A 16,468-nucleotide genomic window follows, 5' to 3' on the forward strand; every position below is an offset into this window, starting at 1 on the left:
GGGAAAAGAGGGCTGGAGAATATAGCACCGCGTCTTTGCGCGCGCGCCAGCCCTGCCAGCGACCTTTACGCTTGCGCCACCGCCAGGCGGATCGTCTTTTCCCGTCCGTTCATACGTTCGACATGCTCGCCCAGTTTCTGCGCGTACCAGTTCGTGAAGTTCGTGAGCATGAACTCCGAAGGCGCGTAAGGCCCTGGCGTATACGCTTTCGAACTCACGCCGCGCTGGTTCATCTCCACCAGTGTCGCGTCCTGCGCGTTGGTCGCGCGCCAGACTTCGATCAGTGTCTCGACGTCGTAATCGACGCCCTCCACCGCATCTTCATGCACGAGCCACGTCGTCTTGAGCTCAGTCTGCGTCGCCGATATCGGCAGCACGCGGAAATGAATGATGTGGTCGGACAGGAAGTGATTCCAGTTGTTCGGAACCCTGAACATTCTTACCGATCCCAGGTCGCGCTCGGTAAAATCGCCCAGCAGCTTGTTGCACGCAGGCCGCCCGTCCGAAGTGAACGACACCGCACCGCGATGGAACGGCAAGCGGATACAGCGGAATTCCGTGCCGCCATCGGCAGGTTGATGCGGCAGGCCCAGACTGTCCCACAGCGCCGTCTTTTCCTGCATCAGCAACTGGAAATCGCGGTTCGCGCGCGGGTCGTCGGGCAAGGCGAATTCAATCAGCGTGGCCAGCAGTTCCGGATGGCTGCCGATGCAGTGATAGCACTCGCGATTGTTTTCGATCACGAGCTTCCAGTTGGCGTCTTCCACAATCGTCATCGAGAACGCCACCTTCGTGCGCTCCGGATGATGCGGCGCGATGTACGGCGACACGGCCGCCTTGAAGCGCGCGATATCGGGCGGCGTATCGGCGATGCAGATATAGACCATGCCGCAGATCGTTTCGACGTGTACGGGACGCAGACCGTGCTCACTGCGGTCGAAATCCGCCGGCATCTGCCGCGCGCTCCTGAGCGTGCCGTCCAGCTCGTAGACCCACTGGTGATACGGACACACGAGGCGCTTCGCGTGGCCCGCCGCTTCGGTGCAGATCAGCGAGCCGCGATGGCGGCAGGTGTTGAAGAACGCGCCGACTTCGCCATCCTTGCCGCGCACGACCACCACCGAGGTCTCGCCGATCGCGAGCGTGACGTAGTCGCCCTCGCGCGGGATTTCGGCGACGTTGCACGCGAACAGCCATTCGTTCGAGAACACCGCGTCGATATCGAGTTCGTGGAACGCGGGGTCGATGTAGAACGGGCGTTCGAGGCCGTAGCCTTCGCGGCGCGCCGACAGCAGGCTGCGCAGTTGGGCGGGATCGATCAATTTCGTGTCCTTTTTCCGTTGCCTTGTTACTCTGATTCGAACTGCGCGGACTCAAACTGCGCGGACTCGAACAGGCGCTGCGGCGCACAGGCTTCGCCCGGTGCGCTGGAGTCCAGCGCCGCTGCATCGCCGATGCCCGCCGATACAAACGCTTCGGCGAGAAATTCGACGCACGCTTTCACCCTCGCCGATTGCGCGAGCCGCTGGGGAAACACGGCCCACACGTTGGCGGGCTGCGTAACGTCGGGCAGCACGCGCACGAGTCGCCCCTCGTCCAGCAGCGGCTGGACGTCCCAGATCGAGCGCAGCACGATGCCGCGCCCCGCCAATGCCCATTGCACTGCGGCCTCGCCGTGATTGGTCGAGAGCGGCCCCGTCACCTTCACGCTCACGGACTCGCCGCCCACATCGAGACGCCACACGCCAAACGGATGATCGCGCTCCTTGATCGCCAGACACGCGTGCGAATCGAGATCGGCAATCGTGCCCGGCGCGCCATGCAGCGCGACATACGACGGCGACGCGCACAGCACGCGGTAGTTCGTGGCGAGGCGTCTCGCGATCAAATGCCCAGCAATCTCGTCGCCGATACGCACGTCCAGATCGAAGCCCTCGGCCGCCACGTCCACCACGCGGTCGAACAGGTCGAGCCGCACATTCAGTTGCGGATAGCGATCCGACATCGCCGCCAAAGCCGGCGCGACGAACTTGCGCCCGAAACCGAAGCTGCTCGACACGCGCAGCGTGCCGCGCGGGATGCGCTGCGTGCTGGAGACGTCCTCGACCAGTTGATCGACGTCGTCGAGGATTTTTTCGGCCCATGCGAGCACGCGCTCGCCCGCCGCCGTGATCGCCACACGGCGCGTCGAGCGATGCAGCAAGCGCGTGCCGAGGCTCGCTTCGAGCACGCCCACGCGCTTGCTTACGTACGCGGCGGACGCGTCGAGCGCCTGCGCCGCGGCGCTGAAGCTCGACTTGCGCGCGACCGTGCAGAACACGCGCAGATCGTCCAGTTCGGGAGTGCCAGGCAGTTTGAGCATGGGAAAATCAGAAGGAGTGACGCATGCCGATACGCACATCGGCCTGGGTCGTCGTGGTGGAAGGCGTGAAACTATAGCCGATCACCGCATCGACGCCTTGCGACGCCTTGAGCCAGTCGCCGGACACGTACACGTCCGTGCTCTTCGAAAGCAGATAGTGCACGCCCGCCGAAAGCTGGTTCCAGTGATGCGCGTCGAAGTGCGTGTACTGATAGCCACCCACCAGGCTCAGCGCGGGCGTGACCTGCCAGTTCGCGCCGCCCTCGCCGACCTGCATGTGCTGGCTCTGGCCGAACGCCTTGATCTGCGTATAAGTGAAGTCGCCCATCAGCGTGACGTTGCCAAGCGCGTAACTTGCGCCCACGGCGAACGCGCCCTGCTTGTCCACCGGGAACGGCGTATTCGCGTAGAGATCGTTGATCGCGCCCGTGCCCGGATCGACGCTCACGGTCGGCTGGCCGAAGAACGAATGCACGCCGATCATCGCGTAAGGATCGAACGCGTAAATCCCCGACGGATTGTTCAGTTGCGTATAGGCCGTGCCCATCGCAAACGCGCCGCGCTGATACTGCGCGCCCACGCTCCACGCGCTGCCATTGTGGAAGCTGCCCGGCGTATTGCTGAACGAATACATGCCGCCGAACTGGAAGCCGCCGAAGGTGTTCGACATGAACTTCACCGCATTGGGCAGATGGTCGCCGTTCATGCGGTCGAAGTCGCCCTGGTTGATGGCGTAGCCGCTCGCCCACGCGGAGACGTTGTACAGATAGACCATCTCCTGGGTCATGTCGATCTGGTTGCCGAAGGTCAGCGTGCCCCAGTCGTTCTGCAAGCCCACGTAGGCTGCGCGGCCGAACAGCGAGCCGCCGTTGGAAATCTGCCCGTTGCCCACGTGAAAGCCGCTCTCCAGCTTGAACACGGCCTTCAGGCCGCCGCCCAGATCTTCTACGCCTTTAATGCCCCAGCGGTTCGCATACGAAACGCCGTCGTCGAACTTCACCTGATGCGAGCCGCCTGCATTGCTCACATAGGTAACGCCCGCATCGAGCACGCCGTAGAGCGTCACGCTGCTTTGCGCGCTGGCCGCAAGCGGTACGACCGCCAGCGGCAGCGCAGCCAGCGTCAGCACGGCCGCATGCAGCGCGCTCGTGCGCAGTGTCTTCATCGAATTCATGTTCTCTGTCTTGTCGTTGTTATCGTGAGGAATCAGTTCAGGCCGCGATCGGCTTCACGCACGAAGCGACGTTCCTGTTCGATGTCGAGCGAGCGGCAAGTCCACAGATAGACCAGCGCGGCGACGGGCAGCCCTACGAGCATCGCCACGTCGGTGCCGCCGAGCATGCGGGCGACCGGGCCGGTGTAGATGTCGGTCTTGAAGAACGGAATCATCGCGACGAAACCCACGGCGTAAGCGGTCAGGCCGCGCCAGTTCCAGCGCCCGTAAATGCCACGCGGGTTGAAGATTTCGCGCACCGAGTAGTGCGAATGGCGCACCACGAAGAAGTCGATCAGGTTGATCGCAGTCCAGGGCGTGAACAGATAGCCCAGAATGCCGAGGAAGTCGCCGAACTTGCCCATGAAGTTATCGGACGCCGAGAACGCCAGCGCCGTCGCCACCAGCGCCACGACGATCAGGCTCGCGATGCGCTTGCTCGCGCTCGACTTGAGCGGCTTGAACGAATCGGTGATGCTCAGCAGCGTGAGCGATGCGCCGTAGAAGTTAAGCCCCGAGATCGCAAGCAGCCCCAGCAGCGCAAGCAGCAGCGTGACCGTGCCGAAGCCCGGGAAGATCAGGTCGCCGGCGCGCTGCACGGCATCCGAAATCTCGATCTGCGCATTGAGCGCGGCCGCCGCGGTGCCCACCAGCATCATCCAGACGCCGCCGATCAGCGCGCCCAGGAACGTCCACCAGAAGGTTGCGCGCACACCGGTATTGGGCGGCAGGTACCGTGAGTAGTCCGAGACGTAGATCGACCACGAAAGCTGATACGCCGCCGCCGAAAAGAGCTGCACGAGGAACGGCGTGGCCTTGAAGCCCGCGAAGCTCAGTTGCGCCGCCGGGAACGGCATCTTCACGCACATGCCCACGCTGAAGATCGTCAGCGCGATGAGCAGCGCAAACGCAAGCCAGCGCTGTGCCTTGTGGATCAGGTCATAGCCGAACACGGCAAGCCCCACCGCCAGCACGGTGAAGACGATGTAGCTCAGATGCGGCTCGGTGCCCAGCAGATGATGCGCGGTCTGCCCCGCCATCAACTGGTTGAACGAGTTGTAGCCAATATACGTAACGAGCGCGACGACCCACACCAGCAGCGCGCCCATATAGCCAAACTGCGGACGCGACTGGATCATCTGCGGCAGGCCCAGTTGCGGCCCCTGGCTCGAATGGAACGCCATGAAGAACGTGCCGAGCACATTGCCGAGCACGATGGCAATGGCGCTCCACAGCAGATTGCCGCCCATGCTGATGCCGATCGCGCCCGCCGCGATGGTCGCCAGATTGGCATCGCCCGTAAACCACACCGGCCACAAATGCCAGGCCTTGCCCTTGCGTTCGGCGAGCGGCACGTAGTCGATCGAACGCGATTCGATACGCGATTTGGCGCGCGACGGCTCGCCGGCCAGCGCTTCGGCCATTGCCTCTTGTGTCATGTCTCCTCCAGTTGTGGGGTGGCGCGGGCGGGCTCGCGTCAAACGAAGCCACCCTGCGCGCCGCGCGCGGCTGCGGAATGCTTTTCCGGTTCCGGCCACGACACGGTTATCCTATGGTTAACAACAAACCACTGGTTAACAATAGTACGCATCCTGGAGGGGTGAGACGCACTATCGCATCCTCCTATTGACGACGCTCACGAAATCGATTTGCTTTGCGAGCGCTCAAGCTCTTTCGATATTTAGCACTAAGGATACGCGTTACGCATTTGACCGGTAGGGCTTTCCGCGGGATTCAGCAGCACGTCGAGGGATAACCCTGATCCCTTATCGACGAAATTTCTCTTATTCTTTCGTTAACCCATAGTTATGTCGTAACTGTCAGTTAATTTTCGAGCGTACTCTCTCTCACAGCGGCGGATCCCATGACCTATCTCCCGATCGAATTTCACAAGCAACCCGACCTGCCCAAGCTGCCGGCCGACTTCTGCGCCAACCCGGAACTCGCCTGGACTATTCCGGCGAGCTACTACACCGCCGAGTCGGTCTACAAGGCAGAAGAAAAGCGCATCTTCGAGGACACGTGGATCTGCGTCGCGCACCGCAGCGAACTGGCGGAAGCCAACGCCTATGTGACGCGCGAAATCGTCGGCGAGAGCATCCTGCTCGTGCGCGGCAAGGACAAGGTGCTGCGCGCGTTCTATAACGTCTGCCCGCACCGCGGCCATCAGTTGCTCGAAGGCAGCGGCAAGGCCAAGAACGTCATCACCTGCCCGTACCACGCCTGGGCGTTCAAGCTGGACGGCGCGCTCGCGCATGCCAACAACTGCGACCACGTCCAGTCGTTCGACAAGGAAAATTCGACGCTCGTGCCGGTGCGCGTGGAGGAATACGCGGGCTTCGTGTTCATCAACCTGAACCCGGACGCCGACAACGTGGAAGCGCAGTTGCCGGGGCTCGAAGCGAGCCTGCGCAATGCCTGCCCCGTCATCGACGACCTCAAGCTGGCCGCGCGTTTCGTGACCGAGACGCCCGCCAACTGGAAGTCGATCGTCGACAACTACCTGGAGTGCTATCACTGCGGCCCGGCGCACCCCGGCTTCTCGGATTCGGTGAAGGTCGACCAGTACACGCACACGCTGCATGGCAAGTGGACGCTGCAGTTCGGCCACGCGCAATCGTCGGAGCGTTCATTCAAGCTCGACCCGTCGATCACCGACCCGAGCTTCCACGGCTACTGGGCGTGGCCGTGCACGATGTTCAATGTGCCGCCGGGCAGCAACTTCATGACGGTCATCTACGAATTCCCGATGAGCGCGGAAGTCACGCTCCAGCACTACGACATCTACTTCCTCAACGACGAGCCCACCGAAGAACAGCAGAAGCTGATCGAGTGGTATCGCACTGTGTTCCGCCCCGAAGACCTGCGCCTCGTCGAGAGCGTGCAGAAGGGCCTGAAGTCGCGCGGCTATCGTGGCCAGGGCCGCATCATGGTCGACGAAAAACGCAGCGGCATCAGCGAGCACGGCATCGCCCACTTCCACAATCTGCTCGCGCAGCACTACCAGGACTAAGGGCGAGGACGCAACATGACATCGCTGCAACATCCCGGCCTGTTGCGCCAGCAGGCCTATATCGACGGCCAGTGGCGCGACGCCAGCGACGGCGCGACGCTCGCCGTGCACAACCCCTCGACGGGCGAGTGCATCGCCCACGTGCCCAATATGGGCGCGGGCGAAACCCGCGCGGCCATCGACGCCGCACAACGCGCCCTGCCCGGCTGGCGCGCGACGACCGCGAAGGAGCGCGCGCGCCTGCTGCGCAACTGGTTCGAACTCGTGATGGCGAACCAGGAAACGCTCGCCGAACTGATGACGCGCGAACAAGGCAAGCCGCTCGCGGAAGCGCGCGGCGAGATCGCCTACGCGGCCTCGTTCATCGAATGGTTCGCGGAACAGGCCAAGCGCATCGACGGCGACGTGATTCCTAGCCCGAACCCGGATCAGCGCCTTGTCGTGACGAAGGAGCCGATTGGCGTGTGCGCCGCGATCACGCCGTGGAATTTCCCGGCCGCGATGATCACGCGCAAGGCCGCGCCCGCGCTGGCCGCAGGCTGCACGATGGTCGTCAAGCCCGCCAACGAAACGCCGCTGTCGGCGTTCGCACTCGCGGCGCTTGCCGAGCAAGCCGGCATTCCGGCGGGCGTGCTCAACATCGTCACCGGCAAGTCGCGCGAAATCGGCCTGGAGATGACGTCCAGCCCGCTCGTGAAAAAGCTCAGCTTCACGGGCTCGACGGAAGTGGGCCGCCTGCTGATGCGCCAGTGCTCGGACACGGTCAAGAAGGTCTCGCTCGAACTGGGCGGCAACGCGCCCTTTATCGTGTTCGAGGACGCCGATCTGGACGCAGCCGTGGAAGGCGCGCTGCTCTCGAAGTACCGCAACGCGGGCCAGACCTGCGTGTGCGCGAACCGCTTCTACGTGCACGACGCGCTTTATGACGCGTTCTGCGAGCGCTTCGCCGCGCGTGTCGCCGCGTTCAAGGTGGACGACGGCTTTGCGCCAGGCGTCAACATCGGGCCGCTCATCACCGAAGCGGCGCGCGACAAGGTCGATGGCCTCGTGCGCGACGCCGTGGCGCAAGGCGCGCGCGTAGTGACCGGCGGCGCGCCTCACGCGCGCGGCGGCAACTTCTACGCGCCGACCGTGCTCGCCGATGCGAAGCCCGGCATGGCCGTGCTCAACGAAGAAATCTTCGGCCCGGTCGCACCCATCGTGCGTTTTTCGAGCGACGCGGAAGTCGTGCAGCTTGCCAACGACTCGATCTACGGACTCGCCGCGTACTTCTATAGCCGCGACATCGGCCGCATCTGGCGCGTGGCCGAGCAGCTGGAGTACGGCATCGTCGGCATCAACACGGGGCTGATCTCCAACGAAGTGGCGCCATTTGGCGGCGTCAAGCAGTCGGGCATCGGCCGCGAAGGCTCGAAGTACGGCATCGAAGACTATCTGTCGATCAAGTATCTCTGCATGGGCGGCGTGACGCGTTAAGCGCGTCATCCAGCCCGGCGCGGGCGCGGCTTCCACCGCGCCCGCATTTATCCGAATTCCGAATCCAGAATCACCCGCCTGCGGTAAAGGAAGGCACCATGAACGCCCGCGAATCGATCACTGTCGACGTTGTCGCCGTCGAGCAACTCACTCCGCTCATCAAGCGCTTTACGCTTGCGCTGCCAGATGGCGCGCCGCTGCCTGCTTTTAGTGGGGGCGCCCATGTGCTGGTCTCGATGCAGGACGGCGCGCAGTGGCATCACAACGCGTATTCGCTGCTGAGTTCGCCGCACGACACGCGGCAATATCAGATTGCTGTGCGGCGCGAGGAGGCCTCGCGGGGCGGATCGGCTTTTATGCACGAGCGCGTGCAGAAGGGTACGCGGCTCGCGATTGGGTCGCCTGCGAATCTTTTTGAACTCGCGCAGGGCGCGAAGAAGCATGTGTTCATTGCTGGGGGGATCGGTGTTACGCCGTTTCTTGCGCAGTTGAATGAGCATGCGGGCGCTGATCTTGAGCTTGAGCTTCACTATGCTTATCGCAGTGCGGAGCATGGGGCGTTTGTCGATGAGCTTATGGCTGGGCCGCATGCGGCTAATGTGCATTGCTATGTCGATAGCGAAGGGCAGCGGCTCGATCTGCTCAAGCTTTTCAAGAATCTGCCTGCAGATGCGCATGTTTATGTTTGTGGGCCGCAAGGGTTGAATGACGCGGTCTATGCCAATGCCGCGTTGCTTGGCTGGCCTAAGGCCCAGTTGCATTCCGAGCAGTTTGCTGCGTCCGATACCGGTGGAAAGGCTTTTACTGTCGTGCTCGCGAAGTCTGGGATCGAGGTCGAAGTCGCGGAAGATGAAACTATCCTCAAGGCTATCGAGCGCGTTGGGGTGACGGTCGAGTCGCTTTGTCGCGAGGGCGTGTGTGGGACGTGTGAGGTCGCCATTCTCGAAGGCGAAGCCGATCATCGCGATCAGTATCTTGATGAGGATGAGAAGGCCGCACAGAAGACGATTCTTTTGTGTGTCTCGCGCGCGCGCGGGGGCAGGATTGTGATTGATCTTTGATTTTTTTGTTTTGTTGTTGTTTTTGGGTTTGTTGGCATTTCCTTGAGGTCGTGTCGGTCTGCCAGTGTTGCCCCTGTGCGGGGCGGCACTTACTTTCTTTGCCGCGGCAAAGAAAGGTAAGCAAAGAAAGCCGCTCAAACCGCCAGTGTGACGCAGTCCACCTCTCGCCCATGATCGGAGTGGTGACTGGGCAGCGCTCGCGTCACGCGCCGTACAACAGAGTGGTGACGCCCGCACATCCCGTTGCTCGCTTCGCTCGCAACGGAAGGGAATGCACGGGAAACCCACTGTTCTGATTGCCTTGTCGAGAGTAAAAACGCCCGCAAACCAAGGGGTTTTGTTATGCCCAACGGGGCGCTTGCGCCCCCGGATGTGCGGGTGCCGCCTATCCGTTATACGGGTCGTGATGCGAGCAATGCCCAGTCACCACTCCCCTGGTAGGCGCGTGGTGGACTGCGTCACACTGGCGGTGTGAGCGGCTTTCTTTTGCCTACTTTTCTTTGCCGCTGCAAAGAAAAGTAGGTGCCGCCCCGCACAGGGGCAACGCTTGCAGACCGACACGATCACAAGGCAATGCCAACAAACCCCGAACCAACAACAAAAACCCACCAACCGCCCCCAAAAACACACCCCACCCCAATCCGCTAAACTACCGACTCCAAACTCGCGGCGCCCAGCCGCGTCACGCGCAACGTCATAGAGGGAAATGGATGTCCGAGGATACGTTCGCGTTCCGCCTCAAGGTGCTGCTCGAGCACAAGAAGCTAAGCCTTCAGCAAGTAGCCGACGCTGTCGGCATCTCCCGCCCCGCGGTGCACAAGTGGACGCGCGGCGGCGAGATCGACTATTCGAACCTGCGCCGCCTGGCGGCCTTCCTCGACGTCAACTGGGTCTGGCTGCGCTACGGCGACGAAGCCGTCCGCGACCTTGGCCTTGCGGCCACGCCCGAACTCCCCATGACCGACCTGCGCCGGCGCTACACCGCCGAGATCATGTCGAACGAAGCGCGCATGAAGCAGGCCCAGGAGTCGGCCGGCATCGTCACGTGGGAATGGAACCTCGTCACCGACGAACTCATCTATTCGAGCAACTGCGCCAAACTCTACGGCCGCGAAATCCACAGCAACGACGAGTTCTGGGAAATCCTGCACCCCGAAGACTCGATCTGGCTCAACGCCGATGCGTTGAAAGACATGGTCGCGAGCAAGGCGCCGCGCGTGTGGGACTTCCGGATCGTCCTGCCCGACGGCCAGATCCGCTGGATCGAGTCGCGTGTGGCGACGCTGCTCGACGACGCGGGCCGCCCGGTGCGCGTAGTGGGCACGACTATCGACATCAGTGCGCGCAAGGAGGATGAATCCGCGCTGCTGCGCCGCCTGCAACTGCTCAACGACGCCGCGCGCATCGCGGGCGTGGGCGCGTGGCGCTGGCTGCGCGCGCAGGACGAACTGATCGTGTCGGACGAATGGTGCAGATTGTTCGGCGTCGATGCAGCGATGGCGCCGCGTCATTACGTCGAGATCTCGCAGCATATTCATCCCGACGATCGCGCCGCGCGCGAAACGGCGGTCAACGATGCACTCGCGCGGCGCGGCGACTATCGCGTGCTGTATCGCGCGTCGCTGCCCGACGATACGTGGCGGCTCGTGGTCGAGCAAGGCCAGGCGCGCGTCGCGCCGCATGGCGAGGATGTGTGGCTGACCGCGCTGTGTCGCGCGGCGCAACCCGCCGATATGCAGAGCGCCGCGCCACCGCCCGCAGACAATGGCGCGGCCTGAGCATCGCCGCGCGAGCGACCCCCTGGACGCCCGCGCACGCCAACCCCTCACTTACCCGGCGCGCTGCCCTTCGCCAGCCTGACCGCCAGCAGCGCAAGCACGCTGACCGCGGCAATCAAGGCGCCCCACAACACGTAACGGCGCGTCGCGTCGCGATCCTGGCCCGCGTCGGCGGACGGCGCTTCGGGCAACACGACAGCTTTCGCCTCGCCAAGTCGCGCCGGTGCGATTTCCGGCGTCCCACCGGTCAGCAACTCTGCGCGCGACACCGATACCGACGTAAGCATCCGGTCACCAATGGCCAGCTCGAACGGCGGGTTGCCGCGGGCAAGAAATGTCAATTGCGCGGCCCGCCAGCGCACGGCGACGCCCGGCACTCCACTGCCCAGTCCGCCGCTACGCGTATCGACGAGCACGCGCCATTGCCGGTCGGTATTCGCGCCGATCTGGACAGGCTCATTGCTCGTCTCGCCCGACTTGCTCTCGATGCGATACAGCGACGCGTCGGCGACCTGCTGCCACGGCTGCCCCGCCCCGGCGCGCGAATAGATCGTCGCGTTCACCACCGTGTTTCGTTGCGGCAGTTCGAAGCGCAGTGCATCGACGGGATACGCGCCGTCCGTGTCGAAGAGATACTCGCCGTTCGCCGTCCCGGCACGCACGCGCATGTCGCGCCATGGCTCACGCGCTGCGTCGGATTCGGCTGACGTGTGCGTGGACGTTTCGATTTCGATGGCGCCGATGTCGGGCTCGGCGTCCGCCCAATGCAGGCGCAGATAACGCCGCCGCAGCCCCTCGACGGCGACGCGCTCCTGCACGAGCATCTTGCCGTCGCGACTTGCACGCAGCAGTTCCGCGTCGCCCAGCGGCTCCCATGTGCGCAGGTCGTCCGACTGCTCGGCACTCACGCGCCCCTGGTAGCTGTCGTTGCGCAGATGAATCCAGACGGCGTCGATCGTTGCGGAGTCCGCGCCAAGGTCTACCAGCTCGTCGTGACGCTGTGCCGTCGGCGGCTGCGCTGGCGAGCGCGCATGCAGCGAGCCATCGGCTGCAATCGTCACGCCAAGTGAACCGCCCGCCGACGTATCGCCGTTCGAGCCGGGCAGCGCGAACCACTCGACATTGCGGCGCGTGCGATTGACGCTGGGCGCATCGCCCGGCGTCTCCAGCGTGTAGGCGACCGGTTCGCCCGCGCCGTTGAGGACGCGCAGGTCGCCCAGGTCGCTGCGCGCGCTCGCGGCATAGACGCTCTGCGGCACAGTCATCGTGTAGTAGGCCGCGTTGCCCGCCAGCTCGATGGCGTAGCGATGCGCAAAATGGGGCTGCACGCTGGCTTGCGCTTGCGCGCCGCCCGCCGCGAACGCCAGCGCGCTGCCCAGAACGAAGGCGGCCGGTTTCACGATTTCGCCTCCTCGGCCAGCGCGCTGCGTGGCGGCAACGGCGAAACATAGCCGATCACGAGCAGCAGCACGCCCACGCCGATAAACGACACGATGCGCTGGACACCCTGTACGTGCGAGAGATCGAAGATAAAGAGCTTCACGACCGTCACCGCGAGCAGCGTCCCGCCGACGAACCACCAGACGCGCATGGCGCGCCGCGTGCTCCAGAGCATCACCGAGAGCGCACAGACCGTCCAGAACAGCGACACGGCAACCTGCGCGAGCGTCGAATGCACCAGGTCGTCGACGTTGTAGGGAATCCCCGCCCAATGGCTCAACGTGCGCAGCAGCACGGTGTTGAGCCACAGGAACAGCGTCGCGCCAGCGACGGCCGCGCTCAGGTTGCGCCAGTCGTCGGTCGGACTGAGCTGACGCTTCAGGCGCACGAGCACCCAGCCTGCAATTGCGAAAATCATGATCGCGAGCAGGTCGAGCGGATTAAGCAACGGGATACGCGCGAGACTGCCGCCATCCTCGAACAGCGTGGCACGGAGGGCCCAGAGCCACATGATCGCGACGAGCGGCGTTGCCGCGAAGGTGATCATGCGCTCGCGCGTCTCGCCGCGCACGAACCGCAACGAGAGCGCAAGCGCAAGGCCCCAGCCCGCGATAAAGACTTCCTGCCACGCAAACGTGGACAGCACGGCATCGACGTCGTAGGCGGCGTGAGCGTACTGGTGCAGGCCGCGCAGGATCAGGCTGTTGAACCACAGAAACGCGCTGGCGAGCATCACGTAGCCGAGCCATGCCGGACGCCAGTTGACGCCCATCGCAGACAGTCGCCTGAACCACACGATCAGTGCAAGCGCCGCCAGCATCTGCGCGACGTCGAGCGGATTGAGCAACGGGATCCACACGAGCGGCGAAGCATCGCCGTCGCTCTGGGCGCTCGCCACGCTCCACGCCCACAACGCCAGCGCGAGCGGCGCGGCGCCCCAGAGCACGTAGGCGCGCTCGAAGGCCCGCACCGGCCAGCGCAACCGCGAACCCGCAAACGTGACGGCCAGCAGCATCGCACCCATGCCATAGGCCCACGCACTCCAGCTCCAGGCGCCTTCGGGCACCCAGGCGCGCATCGTCCAGTAGCCCTGCATCGCAAGGATCGCGCAGAGGTTCAGGAACATGAGCGTATGCAGCGGCGCGAGTACGCTGGTGGAGACGTCGCGCTGCTGCCGGAACAGCAGCACATAGGCGCCGATCAGGCCGAGCGGCCAGGCGAGCGCGCCAAGCGCATGCAGCGGCACAACCTGCGTGTCGTACACGTTCATCAGCATCAGGGCGAGCGCCGGGGCCAGCGCGAGCGCGACCCATTCGGCGAGCGGCCACGCCAGGCGGCGGCGGGCGATGTGCGCGAGCCACGCCGTCAGGACGAACAACAGCACCAGCGCGGCCGCAATGAACCCGTCGGCAACCTTATGTTGCGTCGCATAGCGCAGGATTTCCCACGCACCGCCGCCGAGCCACCACGCCAGTCCCCAGACCGCGCCCACGAGGCCCCATAGCGGCGTCCACGCGTGCCACGCGCGCGCCTCCTGGCGGCCATGCAGCCACCAGCCCGTGAACACGCCAGCTACTGCGATCAGCAACGTGGCAATCCACATCGAATTGAGGAAAGGCAGGCCACCGGGGCCTGCGTGCAGCGATACGCTATAGGCAAAGGCACAGGCGGCCGCGCCCTGCATCGCGATGCCGAAATAGAACGGCGCAAGCCGGCGCTCGCGCACGCTGACCCAGACGAGCGCAGCGCCTTCGACGGCCCATGCGGCGCTCGTCGTCGGGCCGGAGAACGCGAACGGCAACGCGAGCGTCGCGAACAGCACGGCAATCGCCAGCATCGACTCGAACAGCAGGCCCAGGCGCGCCCGGCGCGGACGCAGCCAGGCCGCCACGCCCAGATAGAAGGCAGCGAGCGCCACCGCACTCCAGGCGAGCCCGAACGGCACGTCGCGCATCAGCGCGGCTTGCAGTCCGGCGACGACGATCGGCGTGCCGAACACCAGCGTGCCGTCGATATAGTGCTTGAGCGCGATTTCGCGATGTCGTGCGTAGAGCAGCGCGATGCCGGTATAGATCAGGAAGAACGCGATGAGAAACGGCTCGGTGGATGCGAGCAGTTCGGGCCGGTAGGCCGTGACGCCCCACGCCGTACCGATGGTGAACGTGAAGACGAAGCCGAGCAGGTTGAGCGGTCGCCACGCCTTGAACCACGCCATGGCGAGTATGCCGATGTTCAGCACGAGGTAGTACGAGAACAGCGCGACATGGTTGCCGCTGCCGTTCGACAGCAGCACGGGAGCGAGAAAGCCGCCCGCGCTGCCCATGAACGCGAGCGGACGCGCATCCTGGCGCACGGCGAGAAACGCACCCAGCCCGCAAATCGCGATCATGAAACCGAGCGCGGCACCGGCCGGCAGCAACTGGTAAAGCCTCGCGGCGGCGAACACGACCAGATAGAGGACGCCCAGGCCGCCACCTTGCAGCACCAGCCCGTAGGCGCCGCGGCGCGTGCCGATGCGCTGGCCCGCCACGAGCATCGCCACGGCGCCCGCAGCCACGCCGGCGATGCGGAACTCGATCGGCAGCAGGCTGTTGTCGGCGGCGTACTTGAGCAGGAAGGCCACGCCGAACAGCAACACAACAATGCCGACGCGCACCACCGTATTGCCGCCAAGCAGCCAGCCGAGTGCGGCGTTGACGAGACGCTCGACGATGTTCGGCTTTGCGGGTTCTGCGGGTTTTGGCGGTTCTACCGGTACAGCAGGCTCGGCGGGTTGGGCGCGCTGCGGTGCTGCGGCGCTCGCGGCCGTGGCCAGCGGGGCTGCGCGCGTAGCGGCATAAGCCTCGTCGGGCTGCGTGGGCGGCGCGATTTCCTTGCGTACCGAGTCCGCTTGCGGCACCCGTGCGGCGATGGCAGGCGGTAGCGGTTTGACCTCGCCTGGTGGCGGTGCCGCCGGTGCCTGCTGTGCCCGCTCAGTGACTGCGGGAGCGTGCACGAACGTGGTCGCCTCGCGCTGGGCCATGCCCGCCGACGAGCGCAGGAACGCCACTTCGGCTTCCAGTTTGGCGACGCGTTCGGTCAGCGCGCTCACGCTCTGCTGCCAGGTCAGCACCGGCTCTCTTGCGTTGCCGTTGCCGTTCGGGCTTGCGTCGCGGCTTTCTTCGCCTTGACGCCGCTCCTTCAGCAGCCAGCCCACCGCCCCGCCGACCAGGGCCCCTACAAGTCCAGGCGCGAACGTATCCGCGCCGATAGCCGATGAAACCGTTGCAACCACAACGTATCCCAGCAGCGCCAGAATCCACACGATCACGTCAGGATCTCCCGTTTTTTTCCGTTCATTTTCTTCTGCTTAATTTTTGAGGCGTTTTCGGTCAGCGGCCACGACAACCGGCATCGCGGCAAATCGCGACAATGCGCGTGGTTTCTCGGCGCCCTTTTCTCTCAAAGTTTGTTTGGCCGATAAATCTCGCATGCTTTATCAGGCCTGGTAATGACTGGTAATGACCCGTTCTGGTCTGTCGCGTTACACGCCACGGGATTTTATCGTGCCAATCAATTCACGCTGACCTATTTATCGCCCGGAAAATCGATTTCGGGAAAGAGTTGTTAATAGAGGTATTAATTGCGGATTAATATATGCCGCATGAATTATTTGCCGTTATATATGGGAAAAGATTGCCGGCAATTGCCAATGGCGAATCGAGCCGCGTCATCGCTCGCGCGAATGCACCCTGACCATTGCATCGACAGCGGCGGCCAGATCCGGATCCAGTTGCGGCCAGCGATCCGGCGGCGTCTCGGTCACCGATCGCGACCGGCTGCGGGGCGCAGCCGCCGCAGTCACCGCCCCGGGCAACGCTCCTCCATAGCGATAAACAAACGTGCGCCGTGGCGCAATCACTTCCTCCACATGCACCAGGCCCGCGTCCAGCCACAGCCGCAGGATCGCGCGCACACTGCGCACATCGGCCTGCGCACACAGCGCCAGTTCCGACGTGGTGCCACTCGCACCCGCTCGCATCGCCTCGCTCAGGCGCTGCGCCACCTCCCCATTGTCACGCATCCCTCACTCCCAGCTCGTGCCTGAAAAACGGCAAAGCTAACCCGATTGGGCGCGAGGTCATC

Annotated in this window: 11 protein-coding genes; 4 read left to right on the top strand and 7 right to left on the bottom strand. The window is 64.1% G+C overall.

Going from position 1 to position 16,468, the window contains the following annotated elements; translation table 11 throughout:
• Window positions 1-65 precede the first annotated feature (65 nt).
• The 4 genes from BBA01S_RS42790 to BBA01S_RS25795 are packed head-to-tail and all read right to left on the bottom strand — an operon-like array spanning window position 66 to window position 5,014.
• Entirely contained in the window at window positions 66-1,322 is a 1,257-nt protein-coding gene (locus tag BBA01S_RS42790) for an aromatic ring-hydroxylating oxygenase subunit alpha (protein ID WP_218004259.1), read from the bottom strand.
• A gap of 26 nt (window positions 1,323-1,348) precedes the next feature.
• The gene (locus BBA01S_RS42795; protein ID WP_084162542.1) at window positions 1,349-2,362 is read right to left on the bottom strand and encodes a LysR substrate-binding domain-containing protein; all 1,014 of its coding nucleotides are present in this window, start codon (window positions 2,360-2,362) and stop codon (window positions 1,349-1,351) included.
• A gap of 7 nt (window positions 2,363-2,369) precedes the next feature.
• Entirely contained in the window at window positions 2,370-3,536 is a 1,167-nt protein-coding gene (locus BBA01S_RS25790; protein WP_407668337.1) for a porin, read from the bottom strand.
• 32 nt (window positions 3,537-3,568) lie between these two features.
• Window positions 3,569-5,014: a purine-cytosine permease family protein gene (locus tag BBA01S_RS25795; RefSeq protein WP_027818968.1), complete on the bottom strand. Its 1,446-nt coding sequence runs from the start codon at window positions 5,012-5,014 to the stop codon at window positions 3,569-3,571.
• Between the two features lie 425 nt (window positions 5,015-5,439).
• On the opposite strand from BBA01S_RS25795, the gene BBA01S_RS25800 reads away from it, so the two are divergent.
• The 4 genes from BBA01S_RS25800 (at window position 5,440) to BBA01S_RS25815 (ending at window position 10,903) form a co-directional block, all read left to right on the top strand.
• Window positions 5,440-6,588, top strand: a complete 1,149-nt coding sequence (locus BBA01S_RS25800) for an aromatic ring-hydroxylating oxygenase subunit alpha (protein WP_042297903.1) — start codon at window positions 5,440-5,442, stop codon at window positions 6,586-6,588.
• Window positions 6,589-6,603: 15 nt separating this feature from the next.
• The gene (locus BBA01S_RS25805) at window positions 6,604-8,064 is read left to right on the top strand and encodes an NAD-dependent succinate-semialdehyde dehydrogenase (protein ID WP_027818970.1); all 1,461 of its coding nucleotides are present in this window, start codon (window positions 6,604-6,606) and stop codon (window positions 8,062-8,064) included.
• Between the two features lie 98 nt (window positions 8,065-8,162).
• The gene (locus tag BBA01S_RS25810) at window positions 8,163-9,125 is read left to right on the top strand and encodes a PDR/VanB family oxidoreductase (protein ID WP_027818971.1); all 963 of its coding nucleotides are present in this window, start codon (window positions 8,163-8,165) and stop codon (window positions 9,123-9,125) included.
• Between the two features lie 710 nt (window positions 9,126-9,835).
• Complete coding sequence (locus BBA01S_RS25815; RefSeq protein WP_027818972.1) at window positions 9,836-10,903, top strand: helix-turn-helix domain-containing protein; 1,068 nt, start codon at window positions 9,836-9,838, stop codon at window positions 10,901-10,903.
• A 47-nt stretch (window positions 10,904-10,950) separates the two neighbouring features.
• Here BBA01S_RS25815 and BBA01S_RS25820 read toward each other — a convergent pair whose 3' ends face one another.
• The 3 genes from BBA01S_RS25820 to BBA01S_RS25830 all read right to left on the bottom strand — a co-directional run bounded on the left by BBA01S_RS25820 (window position 10,951) and on the right by BBA01S_RS25830 (window position 16,406).
• Entirely contained in the window at window positions 10,951-12,303 is a 1,353-nt protein-coding gene (locus BBA01S_RS25820; protein WP_027818973.1) for a DUF3999 domain-containing protein, read from the bottom strand.
• Window positions 12,300-15,650: a DUF2339 domain-containing protein gene (locus tag BBA01S_RS25825; protein WP_027818974.1), complete on the bottom strand. Its 3,351-nt coding sequence runs from the start codon at window positions 15,648-15,650 to the stop codon at window positions 12,300-12,302. The genes BBA01S_RS25820 and BBA01S_RS25825 overlap by 4 nt, the downstream gene beginning before the upstream one ends.
• A 402-nt stretch (window positions 15,651-16,052) precedes the next feature.
• Window positions 16,053-16,406: a hypothetical protein gene (locus tag BBA01S_RS25830; protein ID WP_027818975.1), complete on the bottom strand. Its 354-nt coding sequence runs from the start codon at window positions 16,404-16,406 to the stop codon at window positions 16,053-16,055.
• Window positions 16,407-16,468 lie beyond the last annotated feature (62 nt).

It is taken from the genome of Paraburkholderia bannensis NBRC 103871 (assembly GCF_000685015.1).
In the GTDB taxonomy this organism is placed as follows: domain Bacteria; phylum Pseudomonadota; class Gammaproteobacteria; order Burkholderiales; family Burkholderiaceae; genus Paraburkholderia; species Paraburkholderia bannensis.